Origin of the sequence: Pseudomonas sp. GM78 (assembly GCF_000282475.1) — a bacterium.
GTDB lineage: Bacteria > Pseudomonadota > Gammaproteobacteria > Pseudomonadales > Pseudomonadaceae > Aquipseudomonas.
In genome coordinates this window covers 41,295-60,375 of sequence record NZ_AKJF01000085.1, presented here as the reverse complement: position 1 = coordinate 60,375, position 19,081 = coordinate 41,295, and the positions used below count along the sequence as shown (strand labels likewise).

The following is a 19,081-nucleotide window of genomic DNA, read 5'->3' as shown; positions in this document are numbered from 1 at the left end:
TTGAAAAAGGGAGTCGCTGTAAGAGCGAAACCATAAGTGGCCGTTACCGCAGGAATGGATATGTACTCAGACAACCAACGCGCTTGGATCAACGTTGGTAGAGGCTCCGGTGGAGGTCGTCACAGGTTGACAGACTCAGGGTGTGAGAGGGCAAGAAAATCAAAACCCAGGCGGCCGACCGACCGGCGAACCAGACGCCGCGGTGTATCTGTAATACCGCGTTATCGTTCTTCGACGGCAAGTCGGATCACCGCACCGCTGGCTCCTACGAGGCGAGGATTTCAAACGCCGTACTGGCCAGCCGCTCCCCATTCACCAGCACATGCACCGCATGCCTGCCCGCATAATGCCGGCGGGTGGTCAGTTCCTTGATGTGCTGGCCACGGGCGATGGACTCGGTGGCGTTGCCCGGCAGCGTCAGGGCCTTGAGCTTGAAGACCTTGGCCGAGGTGCTGCCGTTGGCCTTGACGTAGTCGATGGCGTAATCGATCACCAGGCGCTGGCTGTCCTGCACCGTGGATTTCACCGCGAAGGACAGGGTGATTTTTTCCCCGAGCCCGATCACCGGCGGATTGACCTGCACATCGATGATCTGCACCTCAGGCTTACCGCCCGCGCCAATGATTGCCAGCGCGCGCAGGTTGCCCTGTTTGATCAGGCTGCGCAGGGCATGCCTGGCGATCCATGCGGTGTGCTTGTTGTCCAGCGACCAGCCCTCGATCAGGTCCAGCACCCACTCGGGATGGTCCTTGGTGATGTCGTTGAGGTGGTTGGCCACGGACTTGCGCACGTACAGGCTGGTGTCGGCCTTGAGGTTGTCGAGTATGCCGGCGGCCAGTCGCGGGTCGGCCTGGATCTGCTCCAGGCGAAACGACCACGGCAGGCGTGGCCGGCAACCTTCGCTGGCGAGGCGTCGGACATGCTCGTTGGCGTCCAGCGACCAGTCATGCATCAGCTGCAGCGAGCGTTGCAAATCGCCGCGCAGGAAATGGCGGATGGCGAATTCCGAAGAGCCGAACGCGGTGAAGTATTTGAGCGCCTCCATCGACAGTTCGAACCGGTCCGCGCCATAGGTCGCCACGTAGTGCGGCAGGCACATGCTGACAAAGCCACTGTTGAGACGCGGGGCGAGGGCGCGCAATACCGCAAGCGACGCTTCATAACCCAGCGGCAGTACCGCGTACAGGCATTCGCTGACGCGGGCCAGGCGCTGCATCACCGACAAGTCGGCCAGGCCATGGTTGGCCCGTTCCAGGAAACCCTTGGTATCGAAGTCGGGATACACCGCCGTCATTTCGGCGGCGATGTGCCGCAAGCGCTCGGCGTTGAAGATTTCCTTGAGAGCGGTGTCGCCAGCCATGGTGGAGTCCGTGTGTGGTAGGGGTCGGATTGCCGGCCAATTAGCCGGCAAACTCATCTCAACTGTTTTTCGCTTGCTCTTCCAACTGGTCCGACTCGAACAACCGTGCCAGCTCCGCCCGCGCTTCCTGCGCCGTCTGCTTGACCTTCACCGCGTCGTCGTAAATCGCGTGCTGGGCTTCGAGCACCTGTTCGTCGTGATGCTTGAAACGCTTGATCCGTGCATCGGCCTGCTCGTGGGTCAGTCCCAGGCCGATCAAGGTCTGCCGGCTCATTTCCAGGCTGGAATAAAAGGTTTCACGCACCGCGTGGGCACCCAGGTCCACCAGGCGATGCACATGCTGGCGGTTGCGTGCGCGGGCAATGATCTTGATGTGCGGATAGAGCTTGTGCACCAGTTCAGCGGTCTTGATGTTGGTGTCCGGGTCGTCGGTGGCGATGATGAAGAATTCCGCGTCTGCGACCTTGGCCGCGCTGAGGATTTCCGGACGCATCGGGTCGCCGTAGTACACCGGAACGCCGCCGAAGCTGCGCGACAGTTCGATGGTTTCCACCGAGGTGTCGAGGGCCACGAACTTGATGTTCTGTGCCCGCAGGATACGCGCGACGATCTGCCCCATGCGGCCCATGCCGGCGATCACCACACGGGGTTCATCGGCGTCGATGGCGCGAAATTGCTCCGGTACCTCCACCGGTTGCACCTTCGGGCTGACCAATCGGGCGCACAACAGCATCAACAGCGGCGTCAACGCCATCGACAGGGTGATCGCCAGCACCAGCAAGTCGTACAGGCGCGGATCGAACAGGCCATGATCACGACCGATCTTGAACACCACGAAGGCAAATTCACCGCCGGCCGCCAGCACGATGCCCAGGCGAATGGCGCTGATCTTGTTCAAACCGCCGGCCAGTCGGCCCACGACGAACAGCAACGGCAGCTTGACGGCGATCAGCAGCACGGTCAGCCCCAGCACCACGATGGGCTCGCGCAGCAGCAGGCCCAGGTTGGCGCCCATGCCGACACTCATGAAGAACAGCCCCAGCAGCAGGCCCTTGAAAGGTTCGATCTGTGCTTCCAGTTCGTGGCGGTATTCGGAGTCCGCCAGCAGCAGGCCGGCAAGGAATGCACCGAGGGCCATCGAAATACCGGCCAGGTCCATCAGCCAGGCGGTGCCCATCACCACCAGCAGCGCGGTGGCGGTGGACACTTCCGGCAAGCCGGTCTTGGCGACCACGCGGAATACCGGGCGCAGCAGATAGCGCCCGCCGACCACCACGATGGCGATGCTGATCAGCACCCGCAGCCCCTGGTTGACATCGTCGGCCGCGCTGAGGTTTTCACTGCTGCCTGCCAGCAGCGGCACCATGGCGATCAGCGGAATCGCGGCGATGTCCTGGAACAGCAGGATCGCGAACGCCAGGCGCCCGTGGGGGCTGGTCAGTTCCTTGCGTTCGGCCAGGCTCTGCAGGCCGAACGCGGTGGACGACAGGGCCAGTCCCAGGCCCAGCACGATCGAGGTGTTCAAGGGTTGGCCGAAGACATACAGCGCCAGCACGCCCAGCAGCGCACCGGTCAGCAGTACTTGCGCCAGGCCGACGCCGAACACCGCCTTGCGCATCACCCACAACCGTCGTGGCGACAATTCCAGGCCGATGATGAACAGCAGCAAGACCACGCCGAGTTCCGAGATGTGCGCGACACTTTCCGTATTGCCGATCAGGCCCAGGCCCGAGGGGCCAATGATCACCCCGGCAAACAGATAACCCAGCACCGCGCCCAATTGCAGGCGCTTGGCCAAGGGTACGGTGAGCACGGCCGCGAGCAGGAATACGACTGCGGCTTGTAACAGACTGCCTTCATGGGGCATGAGAAAAACTCCATCAACTCGGTAAAGCGGGTCGACAAGGATAAAGGCAGGTTTGGGTTCAAGGCTATCGCGGGAAAGAACTGTCGCGCGGGCAATGCCGCGCAACTACAACAATTGGCCAACGTCCCAGAGCCGCACAAGCTCAGCGGGGGCGTCATTTTCCGGCACTTTCAACACCATCTGGTCGTCCTGCTCGCCTTCGCGGTAGCGCAGCTCGATCTGGTAAAAGCGCTGATCGCCGCTACCTGTGGCCGGGCTGGCCAGCGGCAGGCAACCTTCGAGCAGTACACAGATGCGCGAGCGCTGCTCGATATCGCATTGGGCGAATGCAATCTCCCGGGGGCGCGTCAGGGCCTGGATCGCGGCGAAGCCGCCCTGGCGGGAAAGGCGCACAACCGCACGGTCGTCCAGGGTTGGCAGGGTTTTCATGATGTCTCCCGCGTCGAATCGACGCCCACTTGCGACCAGCCACGCTGCACCGCCTGGGCTTCATGGGGAGTGAAGCGCCGGCGTGCATGCTCAACGGTCAGTTTGGCAAAGGCGCTGAATGAGGTCTCGTGGCCCAGGCGCTTGTCACACAGTGCGTCGTACCAGATGCGCCCGGCGTGTTCCCAGGCGAATCCGCCCAGGGCCTTGACTGCCAGGTAAAACGCCCGGTTGGGAATGCCTGAATTGATGTGCACGCCGCCATTGTCCTCTTGGGTGATGACGAATTTACGCATGTGATCCGGTTGCGGGTCCTTGCCCAACAACGGGTCGTCATAGGCGGTGCCTGGGTGAGCCATCGAACGCAAGCCGATGCCCTTGACGCGCGGCGTCAGCAAATCCGCGCCGATCAGCCAGTCCGCCTGGTCGGCGGTGTGCCCCAGTAGATACTGCTTGGTCAGAACGCCAAACACGTCCGACAGCGATTCATTCAGCGCCCCCGACTGGTCGGCATACACCAGGCCCGCTTCGCTCTCGACCACGCCGTGGGTCAGTTCGTGCGCGACGACGTCCAGCGAGCGAGTGAAACGCTCGAAGATTTCCCCGTCGCCGTCACCAAAGACCATCTGCGAGCCGTTCCAGAAGGCGTTTTCGTAGTCCTGGCCATAATGCACGCTGCCGATCAGGGCGAACCCTTTATCGTCGATGGAATCGCGTCCGAGCACCTTCCAGAAGAAATCGTAGCTGGCCCCCAGCGCGTCGTAGGCTTCATCGACCGCCGGATCGCCACTCGGAGCCTGGCCCTCAAGGCGCACCGGCATGCCGGGCAGGAGCATCTTGCCCTGGGCATCGTGCACGCTGCGTTGCGCCTGGCCAGGTTTGCCGGGCGCCGGAAGGATCGCGGCAGCCGCAGGGCGCACCGGTGGCCCGGGCGGGTGCCACAGGGTGCGCACATGGGCCAGTGTGGTCATTGCGCTGGAACGCTGGCGTTCAGATCCGTGCGCGACGATGCGGTGCAGAATGTAGGGTGGAATGAAACTGCGCAGGCCGGTCATCAGAGGATCCCTTTCTGAACGCGAAGTCGATACTTATGTGAACGACGCAGGGGCGTTCGGTTCCGCGGGTTGCATACGGCCGCGGATTCTGCGAAAACCTGCGTCCGCGCCCGCAAGTCCCGGGCACCGTAGATGTGAGTTAAGAACATGAACGACGAACTGCAAATCATTGATCTTGAACCGGGTGACGGCAAGGCCGCCGTCAAGGGCGCGCTGATCACCACCCAATACCGCGGCTGGCTGGAGGACGGTAGCGAATTCGACTCTTCCTACAGTCGCGGCAAACCGTTCCAGTGCGTGATCGGCACCGGGCGGGTGATCAAGGGCTGGGACCAGGGCCTGATGGGCATGCGGGTCGGTGGCAAGCGTAAATTGCTGGTCCCGGCGCACCTGGCCTATGGCGAGCGCACGATGGGCAAAATCCCGCCGAATTCGAACCTGGTATTCGAGATCGAGTTGCTGGAAGTGCTGACGCGGGACGATTGATGGGGCAAAAAAAATCGCCGCCCTCGAATTCAAGGGCGGCGATTTTCATTGCAGGGGAGCGTCAGGTCAGACCTTGACGATCCAGCCTGCTGGCGCTTCGACGTCGCCGGTTTGCACGCCGGTCAGCTCTTTGTAGAGCTTCTGGGTGATCGGGCCGACTTCGGTTTCGCTGTGGAACACGTGCAGGTGGTCGTTGTAGCTGATGCCACCGATTGGCGTGATCACGGCGGCGGTACCGCAAGCGCCGGCTTCCTTGAAGTCCGACAGCTTGTCGATGAACACGTCACCTTCAATCACTTCCAGGCCCAGGCGCGATTTGGCCAGCTCGATCAGCGACAAGCGGGTGATGCCCGGCAACACCGACGGCGAGTTCGGGGTCACGAACTTGTTGTCGTGGGTGATCCCGAAGAAGTTGGCCGAACCGACTTCCTCGATCTTGGTGTGGGTCATCGGGTCCAGGTAGATGGCGTCGGCGAAGTGCGCCTTCTTGGCCTGGGAGCCCGGCATCAGGCTGGCGGCGTAGTTGCCACCGACCTTGGCCGCGCCAGTGCCTTGCGGGGCGGCACGGTCGTAGCTGGAGATCAGGAAGTTGTGCGGGGTGAGGCCGCCCTTGAAGTAGGCGCCGACCGGGATGCAGAAAATCGAGAAGATGAACTCGGGTGCGGTACGCACGCCGATGTTGTCACCCACGCCGATCACGAACGGACGCAGGTACAGCGCGCCGCCGGTGCCGTAAGGCGGGATGAAACGCTCGTTGGCGCGCACCACTTCCTTGCACGCCTCGATGAACTGCTCGGTGGACACCTGTGGCATCAGCAGGCGTGCGCAGCTGCGCTGCATGCGTGCGGCGTTCTGGTCCGGGCGGAACAGGTTGATCGAACCGTCCTTGCAACGGTAGGCCTTCAGGCCCTCGAAGCATTGCTGGCCATAGTGAAGGGCCGTGGAGCCTTCGCTGATGTGCAGCACATTGTCTTCGGTCAGGGTGCCTGCGTCCCACTCGCCATTACGCCAGTTCGACAGATAGCGCTTGTCGGTCTTGATGTAGTCAAAACCCAGCTTGTCCCAATTGATGCTTTCGTTACCCATGACACCCTCTATCACTTAACAACCGCCGAAACGGTTCAATGTTTCTGACGTTTTCTGGATGGGGACAACAATACTTCATTCCGGACCCATTTCGCAGCCCGGACTATCGGATGACAGGCAGATAAATCGAGTTGGCCTCAAGAAATCGCCAGCAGGCTGGCTCCCACAGGAGAACGCATTCCAAATGTGGGAGCCAGCCTGCTGGCGATGGGGTCATCCCTGCCGCCATCAATTGTTCTGAATCACAGGTGCAAGGCGTGGCCCAAGGCACGCAATGCCGCTTCCTGCACAGCCTCGCCGAGCGTTGGATGCGCATGGATGGTGCCGCCGATGTCTTCCAGACGCGCGCCCATTTCCAGGCTTTGCGCGAACGCCGTGGACAATTCGGAGACCCCGACCCCCACCGCCTGCCAGCCAACGATCACATGATTGTCCCGACGAGCGACCACGCGCACGAAGCCGCTTTTCGACTCCAGCGTCATCGCCCGGCCATTGGCGGCGAAGGGGAAGCTCGACACGATGCAGTCCAGGCCTGCCGCCTTGGCCTCGTCCGGGGTCTGGCCGACCACCACCAGTTCCGGGTCGGTAAAGCACACGGCGGCGATGGCGGTGGGGTTGAACTCGCGGCTCTTGCCGCTGATCAGCTCGGCCACCATCTCGCCCTGGGCCATGGCCCGGTGGGCGAGCATCGGTTCGCCACTGAGGTCGCCGATGGCGTAGACGTTGCGCATGCTGGTCTGGCAGCGGTCGTCGATGTTGATCGACGCGCCGTTCATCGCAAGGTTCAGCGCTTCGAGGTTCCAGCCCTGGGTGTTCGGTTTACGGCCCACAGCGACCAGCACCTGATCTGTTTCCAGATTCAATGTACGATCATCAGGCGTCCTGACTTGAAGCGTATTTGTAGTTGAATCAAAGCCTTGAACGCTGTGATTCAAGTAAAGTCTCACACCAAGCTTTTTCAGTTCTTCATGCACCGGTTGGGTCAATTCCGCGTCGTAGGCCGGCAGGATGCGTTCCTGAGCCTCGACGACGCTGACGTCGGTACCGAGCTTGCGATAGGCAATCCCCAGCTCCAGGCCGATGTAGCCGCCACCAACCACGATCAACCGCTTGGGCACGGACGTCGGCGCCAGGGCTTCGGTGGAGGAAATGATCGGCCCGCCAATCGGCAGTATCGGCAGGTTCACGCTTTTGGACCCGGTGGCCAGCACCAGGTGTTCGCAAATAATGCGCGTGTCGCCGACGTCGACGGTTTTGCCGTCAACCACCTTGGCCCAGCCCTGAATGACCTGGACCTTGTTCTTTTTCAGCAGGGCCGCGACGCCGGTGGTCAGGCGATCGACAATACCGTCCTTCCACTCGACGCTTTTGCCGATGTCCAGCGTGGGTGCCGACACGCTGATGCCCAACGCCGACTGCTGGCTGTGATGCCGGGTTTGATGGAACTGCTCGGCGACGTGAATCAGCGCCTTGGACGGGATGCAGCCGATGTTCAGGCAGGTGCCGCCCAACGATTCGCCTTCCACCAGGATGGTCGGAATGCCCAACTGGCCGGCACGGATCGCCGTCACATAACCGCCAGGGCCGCCGCCGATGATCAGCAGCGTGGTGTGCAAAGTGTGCATGACTTACTCCACAAACAGGGTAGCGGGTTGTTCGAGCAGGCCGCGCACGGCCTGGATGAAGAGCGCCGCGTCCATGCCATCGACCACCCGGTGATCGAAGGAGCTGGAGAGGTTCATCATCTTGCGGATCACGATCTGGCCCTTGATCACCATCGGCCGTTCGACAATCTTGTTCACGCCGACAATCGCCACTTCCGGCAGGTTCAGCACCGGGGTGCTGACAATGCCGCCCAACGCGCCGAGGCTGGTCAGGGTAATGCTGGAGCCGGACAGTTCATCGCGGCTGGCCTTGCCATTGCGCGCCGCCGTGGCCAAACGGGAGATCTCTGCCGCGTTGTCCCAGAGGCTGCGAGCTTCGGCGTGACGTACCACCGGCACCATCAAGCCAATATCGGCCTGGGTGGCGATGCCCACGTGCACAGCGCCGAGGCGGGTGATGAGCTGGGCTTCGTCGTCGTAACGCGCGTTGATCTGCGGGAAGTCGCGCAGGGCAACGACCAGGGCGCGGACCAGGAACGGCAGCAAGGTCAGCTTGCCGCGAGTGGCACCGTGTTTTTCGTTGAGGTGCGCGCGCAGTTCTTCCACTGCAGTCACGTCGATTTCCTCGACATAGCTGAAGTGCGCGGCACGTTGGGTGGCGTCCTGCATGCGCTGGGCGATCTTGCGGCGCATGCCGATCACCGGGATCTGTTCTTCGTCGTTGCGCTGGATGTAACCGCTGCTGACGGACGAAGCATTGGACTGACCTTGAGCCAGATAGGCATCCAGGTCTTCGTGCAGCACACGACCGGCCGGGCCGGAGCCACGTACCAGACGCAACTGAATGCCCAGGTCCAGCGCATGTTTGCGTACGGCAGGGGAGGCCAGTGGACGCTCATTGGCTTGGCGAGCGACCATCGGGCCCTGGCAAACGGCTGCCGGACGCGGTGCCGCCACCGGTTTGTTTTCCACCACCGCTTCGACTTTCGGTGCAGCGGCTACCGGCGCTTCCTTGACGGCAGCCGGTGCTGGCGCAGCCGACGCCTTAACGTTCCCCGCGCCTTCGACTTCAATGCTGATCAGGATGCTGCCAACCGCCATGACTTCGCCCGGCTGCCCGCCAAGGGCGATCACCTTGCCATGCACCGGCGAGGGGATATCCACCATCGCCTTGTCGGTCATGACATCGGCCAGCACTTGATCCTCGACGACCATGTCGCCGACTTTCACATGCCACTGAGACAATTCAACTTCTGCGATGCCTTCGCCAATGTCTGGCATCTTGATAACGTGCGTGCCCATTCAGACCTCCATGACCCGTTTCAACGCCGCGCCCACACGGGACGGCCCTGGGAAATACGCCCACTCCTGCGCGTGCGGGTAGGGGGTGTCCCAACCGGTGACGCGTTCGATCGGCGCTTCCAGGTGGTGGAAGCAGTGTTCTTGTACCAGCGCGGCCAGTTCGGCGCCGAAACCACAGGTGCGAGTCGCTTCGTGAACGATCACGCAGCGCCCGGTTTTCTTAACCGATTTGGTGATGGTTTCCAGGTCCAGTGGCCACAGGCTGCGCAGGTCGATGACTTCGGCATCCACGCCACTTTCTTCAGCGGCGACTTGCGACACGTAGACGGTGGTGCCGTAGGTCAGCACGGTGACGTCCTTTCCCGGGCGGGCGATGGCGGCAACGTCCAGCGGCACGGTGTAGTAGCCGTCGGGAACCTGAGCGGCCGGGTGTTTCGACCAAGGGGTCACCGGGCGCTCGTGGTGGCCGTCGAACGGGCCGTTGTACAGGCGCTTGGGCTCGAGGAAGATCACCGGGTCATCGTTTTCGATGGAGGCGATCAGCAGGCCCTTGGCGTCGTAAGGGTTGGACGGCATGACAGTGCGCAGGCCGCACACCTGGGTGAACAGCGCCTCGATACTCTGGCTGTGGGTCTGGCCGCCATAGATGCCGCCGCCGCAAGGCATGCGCAGGGTCAACGGCGCGGTGAATTCGCCGGCCGAGCGATAACGCAGGCGCGCGGCTTCGGAAATGATCTGGTCGTAGGCCGGGTAAACGTAGTCGGCGAACTGGATTTCCACCACCGGGCGCAGACCGTAGGCGCCCATGCCCACCGCGGTGCCGACGATGCCGCTTTCAGAGATCGGCGCGTCGAACACCCGCGAGGTGCCGTACTTGGTCTGCAGGCCTTCGGTGCAACGGAACACACCACCGAAGTAACCGACGTCCTGGCCAAACACCACGACGTCTTGGTCGCGCTCAAGCATCACATCCATGGCCGAGCGCAGGGCCTGGATCATGGTCATGGTGGTCGTGGTCATGGCGGTTTCCAGCTCGATATTGTTGTTGTGATCGTTCATGTCAGATCCCCAACTCCTGACGCTGGCGCTTCAAATGCTCCGGCATCTCTTTATAGACGTCTTCGAACATGGTCGCGGCGCTTGGAATCTGGCCGCCGGCGAGGGTGCCGTACTGTTCGGCTTCTTTCTGTGCGGCGATCACTTCGGCTTCCAGCTCGGCGCTGACGGCGCTGTGTTCCTCTTCGGACCAGTGGCCGGCCTTGATCAGGTGCTGCTTGAGACGCGCGATCGGGTCGCCCAACGGGAAGTGGCTCCAGTCGTCGGCGGGACGGTATTTGGACGGATCGTCCGAGGTCGAGTGCGGGCCGGCGCGGTAGGTGACCCATTCGATCATGGTCGGGCCGAGGTTGCGGCGCGCGCGTTCGGCGGCCCAGGCGGAAGCGGCGTAGACCGCGTAGAAATCGTTGCCGTCGACCCGCAGCGAGGCGATGCCGCAACCGACACCGCGACCGGCGAAGGTGGTGGCTTCACCACCGGCAATGGCCTGGAAGGTGGAGATCGCCCACTGGTTGTTGACCACGTTGAGGATCACCGGCGCGCGGTACACGTGGGCGAAGGTCAGGGCGGTGTGGAAGTCCGATTCGGCGGTGGCGCCGTCGCCGATCCAGGCCGAGGCGATTTTGGTGTCGCCCTTGATCGCCGAGGCCATGGCCCAGCCTACAGCCTGGACGAATTGGGTGGCGAGGTTGCCGGAAATGGTGAAGAAACCGGCCTCTTTGACCGAGTACATGATCGGCAGCTGGCGGCCCTTGAGCGGATCGCGCTCGTTGGACAGCAGCTGGCAGATCAAGTCCACCAGCGGCACTTCGCGGGCCATCAGGATGCTTTGCTGGCGGTAGGTCGGGAAGCACATGTCGTCGATGTTCAGGGCCAGGGCCTGTGCGCTGCCGATGGCTTCTTCGCCGAGGCTCTGCATGTAGAACGACATTTTTTTCTGACGCTGGGCGACCACCATGCGGTTGTCGTAGATCCGCGTCTTGAGCATGGCACGCATGCCCTTGCGCAGGATCTCCACCGGCACGCCTTCGGCCCATGGCCCCAGGGCGTTACCCTGGTCGTCGAGCACGCGAATCAGGCCACGGGCCAGGTCGGCCGTGTCCGCCGGTTCTACGTCGATAGGGGGTTTGCGCACCGTGCCGGCATCGGTCAGGTGCAGGTAGGAGAAGTCGGTCTTGCAGCCGGGGCGGCCCGAGGGTTCCGGGACGTGCAGGCGCAGCGGTTCGTACGCTTGGTTCATGGCTTCTACGCTCGATCTTGTGAATTTCTTGTAGTGAGCTGACAGATTTCGTTCTGTGGAAGAAATCTTGTCCTACAACAATCATAGGCCCGGCCAAGAAGAATATTTCTCTGTGTTTCGTTGCGCCCAAGATCATTTCCAGATAAAAAATCTGCATAAACATAAAAAACAGGTGTTTTTGTCTCATGCGCAAACTGGACCGTACCGATATCGGCATTCTCAACAGTCTTCAGGAGAACGCACGCATCACCAACGCCGACCTGGCCCGCTCGGTCAACCTGTCGCCTACGCCGTGTTTCAACCGGGTCAAGGCGATGGAGGAACTGGGCTTGATCCGTGAGCAGGTGACCCTGCTGGATGCCGATCTGCTGGGGCTGCACGTCAATGTGTTCATCCATGTCAGCCTGGAAAAGCAGGTGGAAGAGGCGTTGCAGCATTTCGAAGAGGCTATCTCCGATCGTCCCGAGGTGATGGAGTGCTACCTGATGGCCGGCGATCCTGATTACCTGATTCGCGTATTGGTGCCGACCATCCAGTCGCTGGAGCGCTTCATGATGGACTTTCTGACCAAGGTGCCCGGCGTCGCCAATATCCGTTCGAGCTTTGCGCTCAAGCAGGTGCGCTATAAAACGGCGCTGCCATTGCCGGCGAATGGGTTGACCTTGGGTACCTGAAAATCAAGAGATCGCAGCCTGCGGCAGCTCCTACATTGATCACGTACAACCGCGATTTCGCATTTGTACCGGGACCCTGTAGGAGCTGCCGCAGGCTGCGATCTTTTGATCTTAAAATTTGTTGATCGGGATCTTCAGGTAGACCACGCCATTGTCCTCCGCCGGCGGCAAATTCCCCGCCCGCACATTGACCTGTATCGCCGGCAACAGCAGCGTCGGCATGCCCAACCCGGCATCGCGGCGGGTGCGCATGTCAACGAACGCGGCTTCGTCGATGCCGTCGCGCACGTGGATGTTGCTCTTTCGTTGCTCGCCGACGGTGCTCATGCACTGCGGCGCACGGCCCTCGGGCGGGTAGTCGTGGCAGACGTAGAGGCGCACGCTGGCGGGGAAGGCCAGCAGCTTGTGGATCGAGGCGAACATCTGGTGCGCGTCGCCGCCGGGAAAGTCGCAGCGGGCGGTGCCGACGTCTGGCATGAACAGGGTATCGCCGACCAGGATGATGTCGCCGTCGATCAGGTAAGCCATGTCCGCCGGGGTATGGCCCGGTACATGCAGGGCGCTGGCCTTGAGGTTGCCGATGCGAAATGACTCGTCCGGGGCGAACAGCTGATCGAACTGGGAGCCGTCGATGCAGAATTGCGGCTCAAGGTTGAACAGGGTCTTGAACACGCCCTGCACCTTGCAGATCGACTGGCCGATGGCGACCTTGCCACCCAGTTCCCGGCGCAGGTAAGGCGCGGCGGACAGGTGATCGGCGTGGGCGTGGGTTTCCAGCAGCCATTGCACCTGCAAGCGGTGCTCGCGCACGAAAGCGATGATCCGGTCGGCCTGCAGGGTGTCGGTCCGTCCGGCAGCCGGGGTGTAGCCGAGCACCGGGTCGACGATTGCGCATTGTCCGCCATCGGCTTCATAAATGACGTAACTGTAGGTTGACGAGGCGTCGTCAAAAAAAGCTTCAATCAGGGCAGGCATGTGAGTTTTTCTTCATGGGCACGTCATGAGGGTAGTTTCATTTTCCCTGCGCTGACCAGCCCGCGATGCATTCAGTTGATGAAAAAAACGCAGCGGGCTCTATCCTGTCACTCTATCGATACCGGGCGTTCCCGGCCTTTGTCATGGATTACGAGCGTTCTATGTTGCTGGCGAGTTTTTTTGGGGTGGTCATGGGCTTGGTGCTCGGTTTGACCGGGGCCGGGGGTGGCATTCTGGCGGTGCCGGCGCTGGTGTTGGGGCTGGGTTGGAGCATGACCACGGCGGCGCCGGTTGCGCTGTTCGCGGTGGGCAGCGCGGCGGCGGTCGGGGCCATCGATGGCTTGCGCCATGGCCTGGTGCGCTATCGCGCGGCGCTGTTGATCGCCTTGCTGGGCGCGGTGTTTTCCCCGCTGGGCATCTACTTCGCCCATCGGCTGCCGGAAAAAGTCCTGATGATCCTGTTCAGCCTCCTGATGGTCATGGTGTCTGCGCGGATGTTGCGTCGCGAGCGCAAGGATGAAGGCCCCAGCGATCATGGTCACGCCAACTGGGGGCAGAAGAACTGCATGCTCGACCAGCAGACCGGGCGCTTTTCCTGGACCGCCAAATGCACCGCGACCCTGGCGGCCCTCGGCGCGGTGACCGGTGTGGTCTCGGGTTTGCTGGGCGTGGGCGGCGGCTTCCTGATCGTGCCGGCCTTCAAGCAACTGACCGACGTGCAGATGCGCGGCATCATCGCCACGTCCCTGATGGTCATCAGCCTGATCTCGGCCATCGGCGTGATCGGCGCCTTGCATGCCGGGGTGCGCATCGACGGCCTGGGTGTTGCCTTCATCGTCGCCAGCATCGTCGGCATGGTCATTGGCCGAAAGCTTTGCGCACGAGTACCGGCGCGAGCGTTGCAGGTGGGGTTTGCCAGCGTCTGCCTGATCGTTGCCGGCTATATGCTGTTGCGGGCAGGTGTCTGAATCCGCAATACCGCGTCATCGTCGTTCGCCTGTAGGAGCCAGCGGTGCGGCGATCCGACTTGCCGGCGAACCAGGCGCCGCGGTGTACCTGCAATACCGCATCATCGTTCTTCGCCGGCAAGTCGGATCGCCGCACCGCTGGCTCCTACAGTCACAGGGGGCGGTAGTGCAGGGTGAACATCAATTCTGCCGATTGACCTTGCTCCAGCAAACGCAACCCTGGCCGACCGGGCAAGTGGTGCGCATTGACCGGGTGGCTGACCGGCTCGATGCAGAAAAACCCCAGGCCTGCCGGGCAATAGAGCAGGTAGTAATCGCTGCCAGTGGCCTGGCACTCCAGTTCGTAACCTAGGTCGGGTTGCTGGATCAGGCAGTGACCATCCCATTGGCAGAAACCGTTGTCGACCAGGGTGTCGGGCAGTGCCTTGAGTTGCCGAAAATCCCATGCGGCGGGTAATGAACCCAGCTCGGTTGGCAGCTTGGAGGCGTCGCAAAACCACACTTGCCCAGCCTTTGCCTGCAGCCGTGTGCCTGCGCTGCGCGGCAGATACGGGTGCAACCCCAGGCCATGCCAGGCCGCGCGTTCGGCCAGGTGGGTGACGCTCAATTCGATACTCAGCTTGCCTTCGCCCAGATGGAAGCGTTGGCGGGCGCAATAGGCAAAGGGCTCGCTGCTATCGAGTTGCAGCACGACTTCATCTGCGGTTGTGGAAACCACCTGCCACGGCTGCTGCCAGGCGCTGCCGTGAATCGGCAGGGGATCGGTGAGGCTGTTGGGTCTCAGCGGCTGCCAGCCATCCGGGCAATCGAAACCCCCTTCGGCAATGCGGTTGGACCACGGCACCAAAGGGAAGCAGCCCAGCTTGCCGGGAAGGCCGGTGTTCAAGGCGTGCTCATCGGCGTGCCGCAGCAACGGCTGGCCCGTGTTGCGTACGGACCAGTTGACGATGCTGCCGCCGAGTTCGGGGGCGAGGGTGAGGCGGGTGAATTCGTCTTCGAGTTCGAGGAGTGTTGGTTTCATGTTCACCGCGATAGTAAAAGATACACGGAATGCCTCTGTAGGAGCCCGCGGTGCGGCGATCCGACTTGCCGGCGAAGGCGTACTCAACGACGCCTTCGCCGGCAAGCCGGGCGTCTACAGTTCAGGGGTTACAGGGTCAGCCGGTTTACAACACCAAATGCGGCAACCACAGCGACAACGCAGGAATGTAAGTCACGGCCATCAGCACCAGGAACAGCACTGCGTAGAACGGCAGCAGCGCCTTGACGGTTGATTCGATGCTGACCTTGCCCACGGCCGATCCCACGAAGAGTACCGCGCCCACCGGCGGTGTGATCAAACCGATCCCCAGGTTCACCAGCATGATCATGCCGAATTGCACCGGGTCCACGCCAATGCCGAGAATCACCGGCATCAGGATCGGCGTGAGGATCAGGATCAGCGGCGCCATGTCCATCACGGTGCCGAGCAACAGCAGCATGACGTTGATGCACATCAGGATCACGTAACGGTTGTCCGACAGGGTCAGGAACATCGTGGTGATCTTTGCCGGGATCTGCATCAGGGTCATGATGTAGCCGAAGCTGGCGGCGAAGCCGATCAGGATCATCACGATCGAAATTGTGCGCACCGTGCGGTGCATCAGTTTCGGCAGCTCGCTCCACTTGTAGTCGCGGTAGATGAACATGGTCACGAAGAACGCCCACAGCACCGCAATGGCCGCCGACTCGGTCGCAGTGAAGATCCCGCTGAGGATCCCGCCAAGGATGATGACCATCGCCATCAGGCCCCACAACGCTTCGCCGCAAATCTTCAGCGCTTCACGCATCGGAATGACTTCGCCCTTGGGGTAGTCACGCTTTTTCGCGAAGATCAGGCACAACACCATCAGGCACGCGCTCATCAACAGGCCCGGTACCACGCCGGCCATGAACAGCGAGGCAATCGACACCGTACCGCCCGCCGCCAGCGAGTAAAGCACCGAGTTGTGGCTCGGCGGGGTCAGCAGCGCTTGCACCGAACCGCTGACGGTCACGGCGGTGGCGAACTCACGGGGATAGCCGCGACGTTCCATTTCCGGAATCAGCACCGAGCCGACCGAAGCGGTGTCGGCCACCGAGGAACCGGAGATCGCGCCGAAGAAGGTCGACGCCATGATGTTGACCAGCGACAGGCCACCGCGCACGAAGCCGACCAGCACTCCGGCAAAGGCGACCAGGCGCCGGGACATCCCGCCCTCGGCCATGATCGCACCGGCAAGGACGAAGAACGGAATCGCCAGCAGGGAAAACTTGTTGACGCCGCCGGCGACCTGAATCATCAGCGCCTGGAATGGAATGTCGATCCAGAACGCGCCGATCAGCGCGGAAAGCCCCAGTGCGTAGGCAACCGGCATACCGATCAGGATCAACGCGATAAAACTGCCCAGCAGAATAAAAGCGTCCATTCAGGCAGCCCCTTCGTTTTCTTCAACGTGGTCGAAACGCACGACCCGACGGTGGCTCTGGTCGCCGAACAGGAGTTTTTCCAGGACAAAGATCAGCGTCAGCAGACCGCCCACGGGAATCGGCATGTAGGTGATGCCCACGCGCAGGGTCGGCAGGGCGCTCATGAACTGGTTCCAGGTCGACAGGCACAGCTTGCTGCCCCAGACGGTCATGAACAGGCAAATGGTCGCCATCAGCAATTGGGAAAACACGCTCATGGCCTGGCGCATTTGCGGCGACATGCGGTCGGTGAGCATCGCCACCGCCATGTGCGAACCGGAACGGTAACTGGCGGCGGCGCCGATGAAGGTGAAGACCATCATCAGCAGGATCGCCGTGGGCTCGGGCCAGCTCGAGCCGGTGCCGAGCACATAACGGGCAAACACGCCCCAGGGAATGATCAGCGCGATGGCCAGGACGGACAGCCCCGCGACCCAGATACAGGTCATGTAGAGCTTGTCATTGAAACGCAGCAGTAGATTCTTCATCGGGTTCCACCGTAACCGGGCACGCACAGACCGTCACCCAGGTCAGTGCGTGCCGGGCCTTTCTTGAATGCAGGGAGGGTTACTGAACGGCTTCGATGCGCTTGATCAGGTCCGCGTAGGGCGCGCCGTATTTCTCGCGGATCGAGGCGGTCGCTTCATAGAAAGGTTTTTTGTCGACGGTGATGAACTCGACGCCGGCAGCCTTGAGTTTTTCTTCGCTGCTGGCCGATTTGGCATCCCACAGGGTGCGCTCCTGCGCCTGCGCGGCCTTGGCGGTCTTCTTCACCAGAACCTGCTGCTCGGGGGTGAGTTTGTTCCAGGTGATCTTCGACATCACGATCGGCTCGGGCAGGATCAGGTGCCCGGTCAGGCTGTAGAACTTGGCGTTCTGGTAGTGATTGTGTTCGAGCAGGGTCGGCGGGTTGTTCTCCGCGCCGTCGATCACACCGGTCTGCAGGGCGCTGAAGATTTCGCCGGTGTCCATGGCGATGCCGTTGCCGCCCATGGCGTTGATGGTTTCGATGAACATCGGATTGCCTTGCACGCGGATCTTCATGCCCTTGAGATCTTCGAGGCTGCGCACCGGTTTCTTGGTGTAGATGTTGCGCGTGCCGCCATCCATCCAGGCCAGGGCCACGAGGTTGAATTCAGACTGGGTGATCTTGTCGAGGATCTCGTCGCCGACCTCGCCATCGATGACCTTGCGCATGTGCGCCTGGTCACGGAACACGAACGGCATGTTGAACACGTTCACGTCCGGTACCACCGGGCCGACGATACCCAGGCTGACCCGGGCCATCTGGATGGCGCCGACCTGGGCCTGCTCGACCACTTCTTTTTCCGAGCCGAGCACACCGCCGGCGAACATCTTGAAAGTCAGCTTGCCATCGCTGTCGGCGACCAGGGTCTTGCCCAGCTGTTCTTCGGCGACCACGGTCGGATAGCCCGCGGGGTGGATGTCGGCGAATTTGATTTCCAGCGCGTGGGCGGCGCTGCTGAGGGTGAAGGCCAGGGGGAGTGCTGCGGCGAGCAAGGTGCGTTTGAAGTCCATTGGGGGTGTCTCCAGTCTTGTTGTTGTTTTTATTCAAGGCACAGCGGTGTAGCGCCAACAGTTGCGTTCATTGCTTGAAGTGCGGCTCGGGCAAGCCCTTGACGCCAGGGTCCAGGGCGAACACGCCACCGGCCAGCGACTGTTCATCCTGGTCGTCTCCCGGGCGAATCGAGGTTACGAACAAGGTGTCCAGGCGACTGCCACCGAAGGCGCACATGCTCGGTTTTTTCACCGGTACGGCGAGGGAACGGTCCAGTCGACCGTCGGGGGTGAAGCGGTGGACCAGCCCGGCATCGTTGCCGCAGATCCAGTAACTTCCCTCGGCATCGACCGCCGCGCCATCAGGACGACCGCCGTACTGATTCATGTCGATGAACACGCGGCGGTTGGACGGGATGCCGCTGTCGACGTCGTAATCGAAGGCCCAGACCTGCTGCACCAGCGGATGGGAATCGGACAGGTACATCGTCTTGCCGTCCGGGCTGAAGGCCAGGCCGTTGGGCACGATCAGGCCGTTCATCTGTGCCTGCAGCGGCCCCTGTTGTCCGGCGTCGTAGCGATAAAGCGTGCCCACGGCGGCATTGGCGTTCATGTCCAGCACCATGCTGCCGGCCCAGAAGCGGCCCTGACGGTCGCAGCGACCATCGTTGAGGCGCATGCCGGGGCGGGCGTGATCGACGTGGGCCAGGGGGGCGCTGTCGAGTCTGCCGTCTTCATGCGCATGCAGATGGAAGAACCCGGTCTCCATGCCCGCGACCCAGCCGCCGTCGGGGTGACGGGCGATGCAGGCGAGCATCTGCGGGGTTTTCCAGGCATGCACATGCCCGGTTTGCACGCTCCAGCGTTGCAGGCGCCCGGCGGGAATATCGACCCAATAAAGGGCGTTTTCCTCGGGGGCCCAGATCGGGCTTTCACCCACCGCGTTGCGGGCATCGACAATCAGTTCGGCTGGCATG

Annotated in this window: 18 protein-coding genes; 3 read left to right on the top strand and 15 right to left on the bottom strand. The window is 62.0% G+C overall.

All coding sequences use genetic code 11. The annotated features are described in order from the left end of the window. Positions 1-265: 265 nt before the first annotated feature. The 4 genes from PMI35_RS17050 to PMI35_RS17065 all read right to left on the bottom strand — a co-directional run bounded on the left by PMI35_RS17050 (position 266) and on the right by PMI35_RS17065 (position 4,708). Positions 266-1,360: a DNA alkylation repair protein gene (locus PMI35_RS17050; protein WP_008059363.1), complete on the bottom strand. Its 1,095-nt coding sequence runs from the start codon at positions 1,358-1,360 to the stop codon at positions 266-268. A 58-nt stretch (positions 1,361-1,418) separates the two neighbouring features. Next, positions 1,419-3,227 carry a monovalent cation:proton antiporter-2 (CPA2) family protein gene (locus PMI35_RS17055; RefSeq protein ID WP_008059362.1) on the bottom strand — a complete coding sequence of 603 codons (1,809 nt, stop codon included), beginning with the start codon at positions 3,225-3,227 and terminating at the stop codon, positions 1,419-1,421. A 105-nt stretch (positions 3,228-3,332) separates the two neighbouring features. Continuing rightward, positions 3,333-3,656 carry a protealysin inhibitor emfourin gene (locus tag PMI35_RS17060; protein ID WP_008059361.1) on the bottom strand — a complete coding sequence of 108 codons (324 nt, stop codon included), beginning with the start codon at positions 3,654-3,656 and terminating at the stop codon, positions 3,333-3,335. Continuing rightward, positions 3,653-4,708 carry a M4 family metallopeptidase gene (locus PMI35_RS17065; protein WP_008059360.1) on the bottom strand — a complete coding sequence of 352 codons (1,056 nt, stop codon included), beginning with the start codon at positions 4,706-4,708 and terminating at the stop codon, positions 3,653-3,655. The genes PMI35_RS17060 and PMI35_RS17065 overlap by 4 nt, the downstream gene beginning before the upstream one ends. 147 nt (positions 4,709-4,855) lie before the next feature. Between PMI35_RS17065 and PMI35_RS17070 the strand changes: the two genes are divergently transcribed. After that, on the top strand, positions 4,856-5,194 hold the full coding sequence (locus tag PMI35_RS17070) for an FKBP-type peptidyl-prolyl cis-trans isomerase (protein WP_008059359.1): 339 nt from the start codon (positions 4,856-4,858) through the stop codon (positions 5,192-5,194). A 66-nt stretch (positions 5,195-5,260) separates the two neighbouring features. Here PMI35_RS17070 and PMI35_RS17075 read toward each other — a convergent pair whose 3' ends face one another. The 5 genes from PMI35_RS17075 to PMI35_RS17095 all read right to left on the bottom strand — a co-directional run bounded on the left by PMI35_RS17075 (position 5,261) and on the right by PMI35_RS17095 (position 11,482). After that, the gene (locus PMI35_RS17075; RefSeq protein ID WP_008059358.1) at positions 5,261-6,280 is read right to left on the bottom strand and encodes a branched-chain amino acid aminotransferase; all 1,020 of its coding nucleotides are present in this window, start codon (positions 6,278-6,280) and stop codon (positions 5,261-5,263) included. Positions 6,281-6,522: 242 nt separating this feature from the next. Beyond that, the gene (gene lpdA, locus PMI35_RS17080) at positions 6,523-7,905 is read right to left on the bottom strand and encodes a dihydrolipoyl dehydrogenase (protein WP_008059357.1); all 1,383 of its coding nucleotides are present in this window, start codon (positions 7,903-7,905) and stop codon (positions 6,523-6,525) included. A 3-nt stretch (positions 7,906-7,908) separates the two neighbouring features. Beyond that, a complete protein-coding gene (locus tag PMI35_RS17085) occupies positions 7,909-9,186 on the bottom strand; it encodes a dihydrolipoamide acetyltransferase family protein (RefSeq protein ID WP_008059356.1) in 1,278 nt (425 codons plus the stop codon). Then, complete coding sequence (locus PMI35_RS17090; protein WP_008059354.1) at positions 9,187-10,245, bottom strand: alpha-ketoacid dehydrogenase subunit beta; 1,059 nt, start codon at positions 10,243-10,245, stop codon at positions 9,187-9,189. Between the two features lies 1 nt (position 10,246). Further along, positions 10,247-11,482: a 3-methyl-2-oxobutanoate dehydrogenase (2-methylpropanoyl-transferring) subunit alpha gene (locus PMI35_RS17095; RefSeq protein ID WP_008059352.1), complete on the bottom strand. Its 1,236-nt coding sequence runs from the start codon at positions 11,480-11,482 to the stop codon at positions 10,247-10,249. A 185-nt stretch (positions 11,483-11,667) separates the two neighbouring features. On the opposite strand from PMI35_RS17095, the gene bkdR reads away from it, so the two are divergent. Beyond that, on the top strand, positions 11,668-12,156 hold the full coding sequence (bkdR, locus tag PMI35_RS17100; RefSeq protein ID WP_008059350.1) for a Bkd operon transcriptional regulator BkdR: 489 nt from the start codon (positions 11,668-11,670) through the stop codon (positions 12,154-12,156). Between the two features lie 111 nt (positions 12,157-12,267). Here bkdR and PMI35_RS17105 read toward each other — a convergent pair whose 3' ends face one another. Then, positions 12,268-13,131, bottom strand: coding sequence for an MBL fold metallo-hydrolase (locus PMI35_RS17105; RefSeq protein WP_008059348.1), 864 nt, complete (start codon positions 13,129-13,131; stop codon positions 12,268-12,270). A 161-nt stretch (positions 13,132-13,292) separates the two neighbouring features. Between PMI35_RS17105 and PMI35_RS17110 the strand changes: the two genes are divergently transcribed. Further along, positions 13,293-14,099 (top strand): sulfite exporter TauE/SafE family protein, encoded by an 807-nt coding sequence (locus tag PMI35_RS17110; RefSeq protein ID WP_008059346.1) that lies wholly within the window; start codon positions 13,293-13,295, stop codon positions 14,097-14,099. A 151-nt stretch (positions 14,100-14,250) separates the two neighbouring features. Here PMI35_RS17110 and PMI35_RS17115 read toward each other — a convergent pair whose 3' ends face one another. From PMI35_RS17115 to PMI35_RS17135, 5 genes are all read right to left on the bottom strand, one after another. After that, a complete protein-coding gene (locus PMI35_RS17115) occupies positions 14,251-15,120 on the bottom strand; it encodes an aldose 1-epimerase (RefSeq protein WP_008059344.1) in 870 nt (289 codons plus the stop codon). Between the two features lie 145 nt (positions 15,121-15,265). Beyond that, positions 15,266-16,546 carry a TRAP transporter large permease gene (locus PMI35_RS17120; protein ID WP_008059343.1) on the bottom strand — a complete coding sequence of 427 codons (1,281 nt, stop codon included), beginning with the start codon at positions 16,544-16,546 and terminating at the stop codon, positions 15,266-15,268. Next, a complete protein-coding gene (locus PMI35_RS17125) occupies positions 16,547-17,074 on the bottom strand; it encodes a TRAP transporter small permease (RefSeq protein ID WP_008059341.1) in 528 nt (175 codons plus the stop codon). It lies immediately after the preceding gene. Positions 17,075-17,153: 79 nt separating this feature from the next. Then, positions 17,154-18,125, bottom strand: a complete 972-nt coding sequence (locus PMI35_RS17130) for a TRAP transporter substrate-binding protein (protein WP_008059339.1) — start codon at positions 18,123-18,125, stop codon at positions 17,154-17,156. 67 nt (positions 18,126-18,192) lie between these two features. Then, positions 18,193-19,080 (bottom strand): SMP-30/gluconolactonase/LRE family protein, encoded by an 888-nt coding sequence (locus PMI35_RS17135; protein ID WP_008059337.1) that lies wholly within the window; start codon positions 19,078-19,080, stop codon positions 18,193-18,195. Position 19,081: the final 1 nt, after the last annotated feature.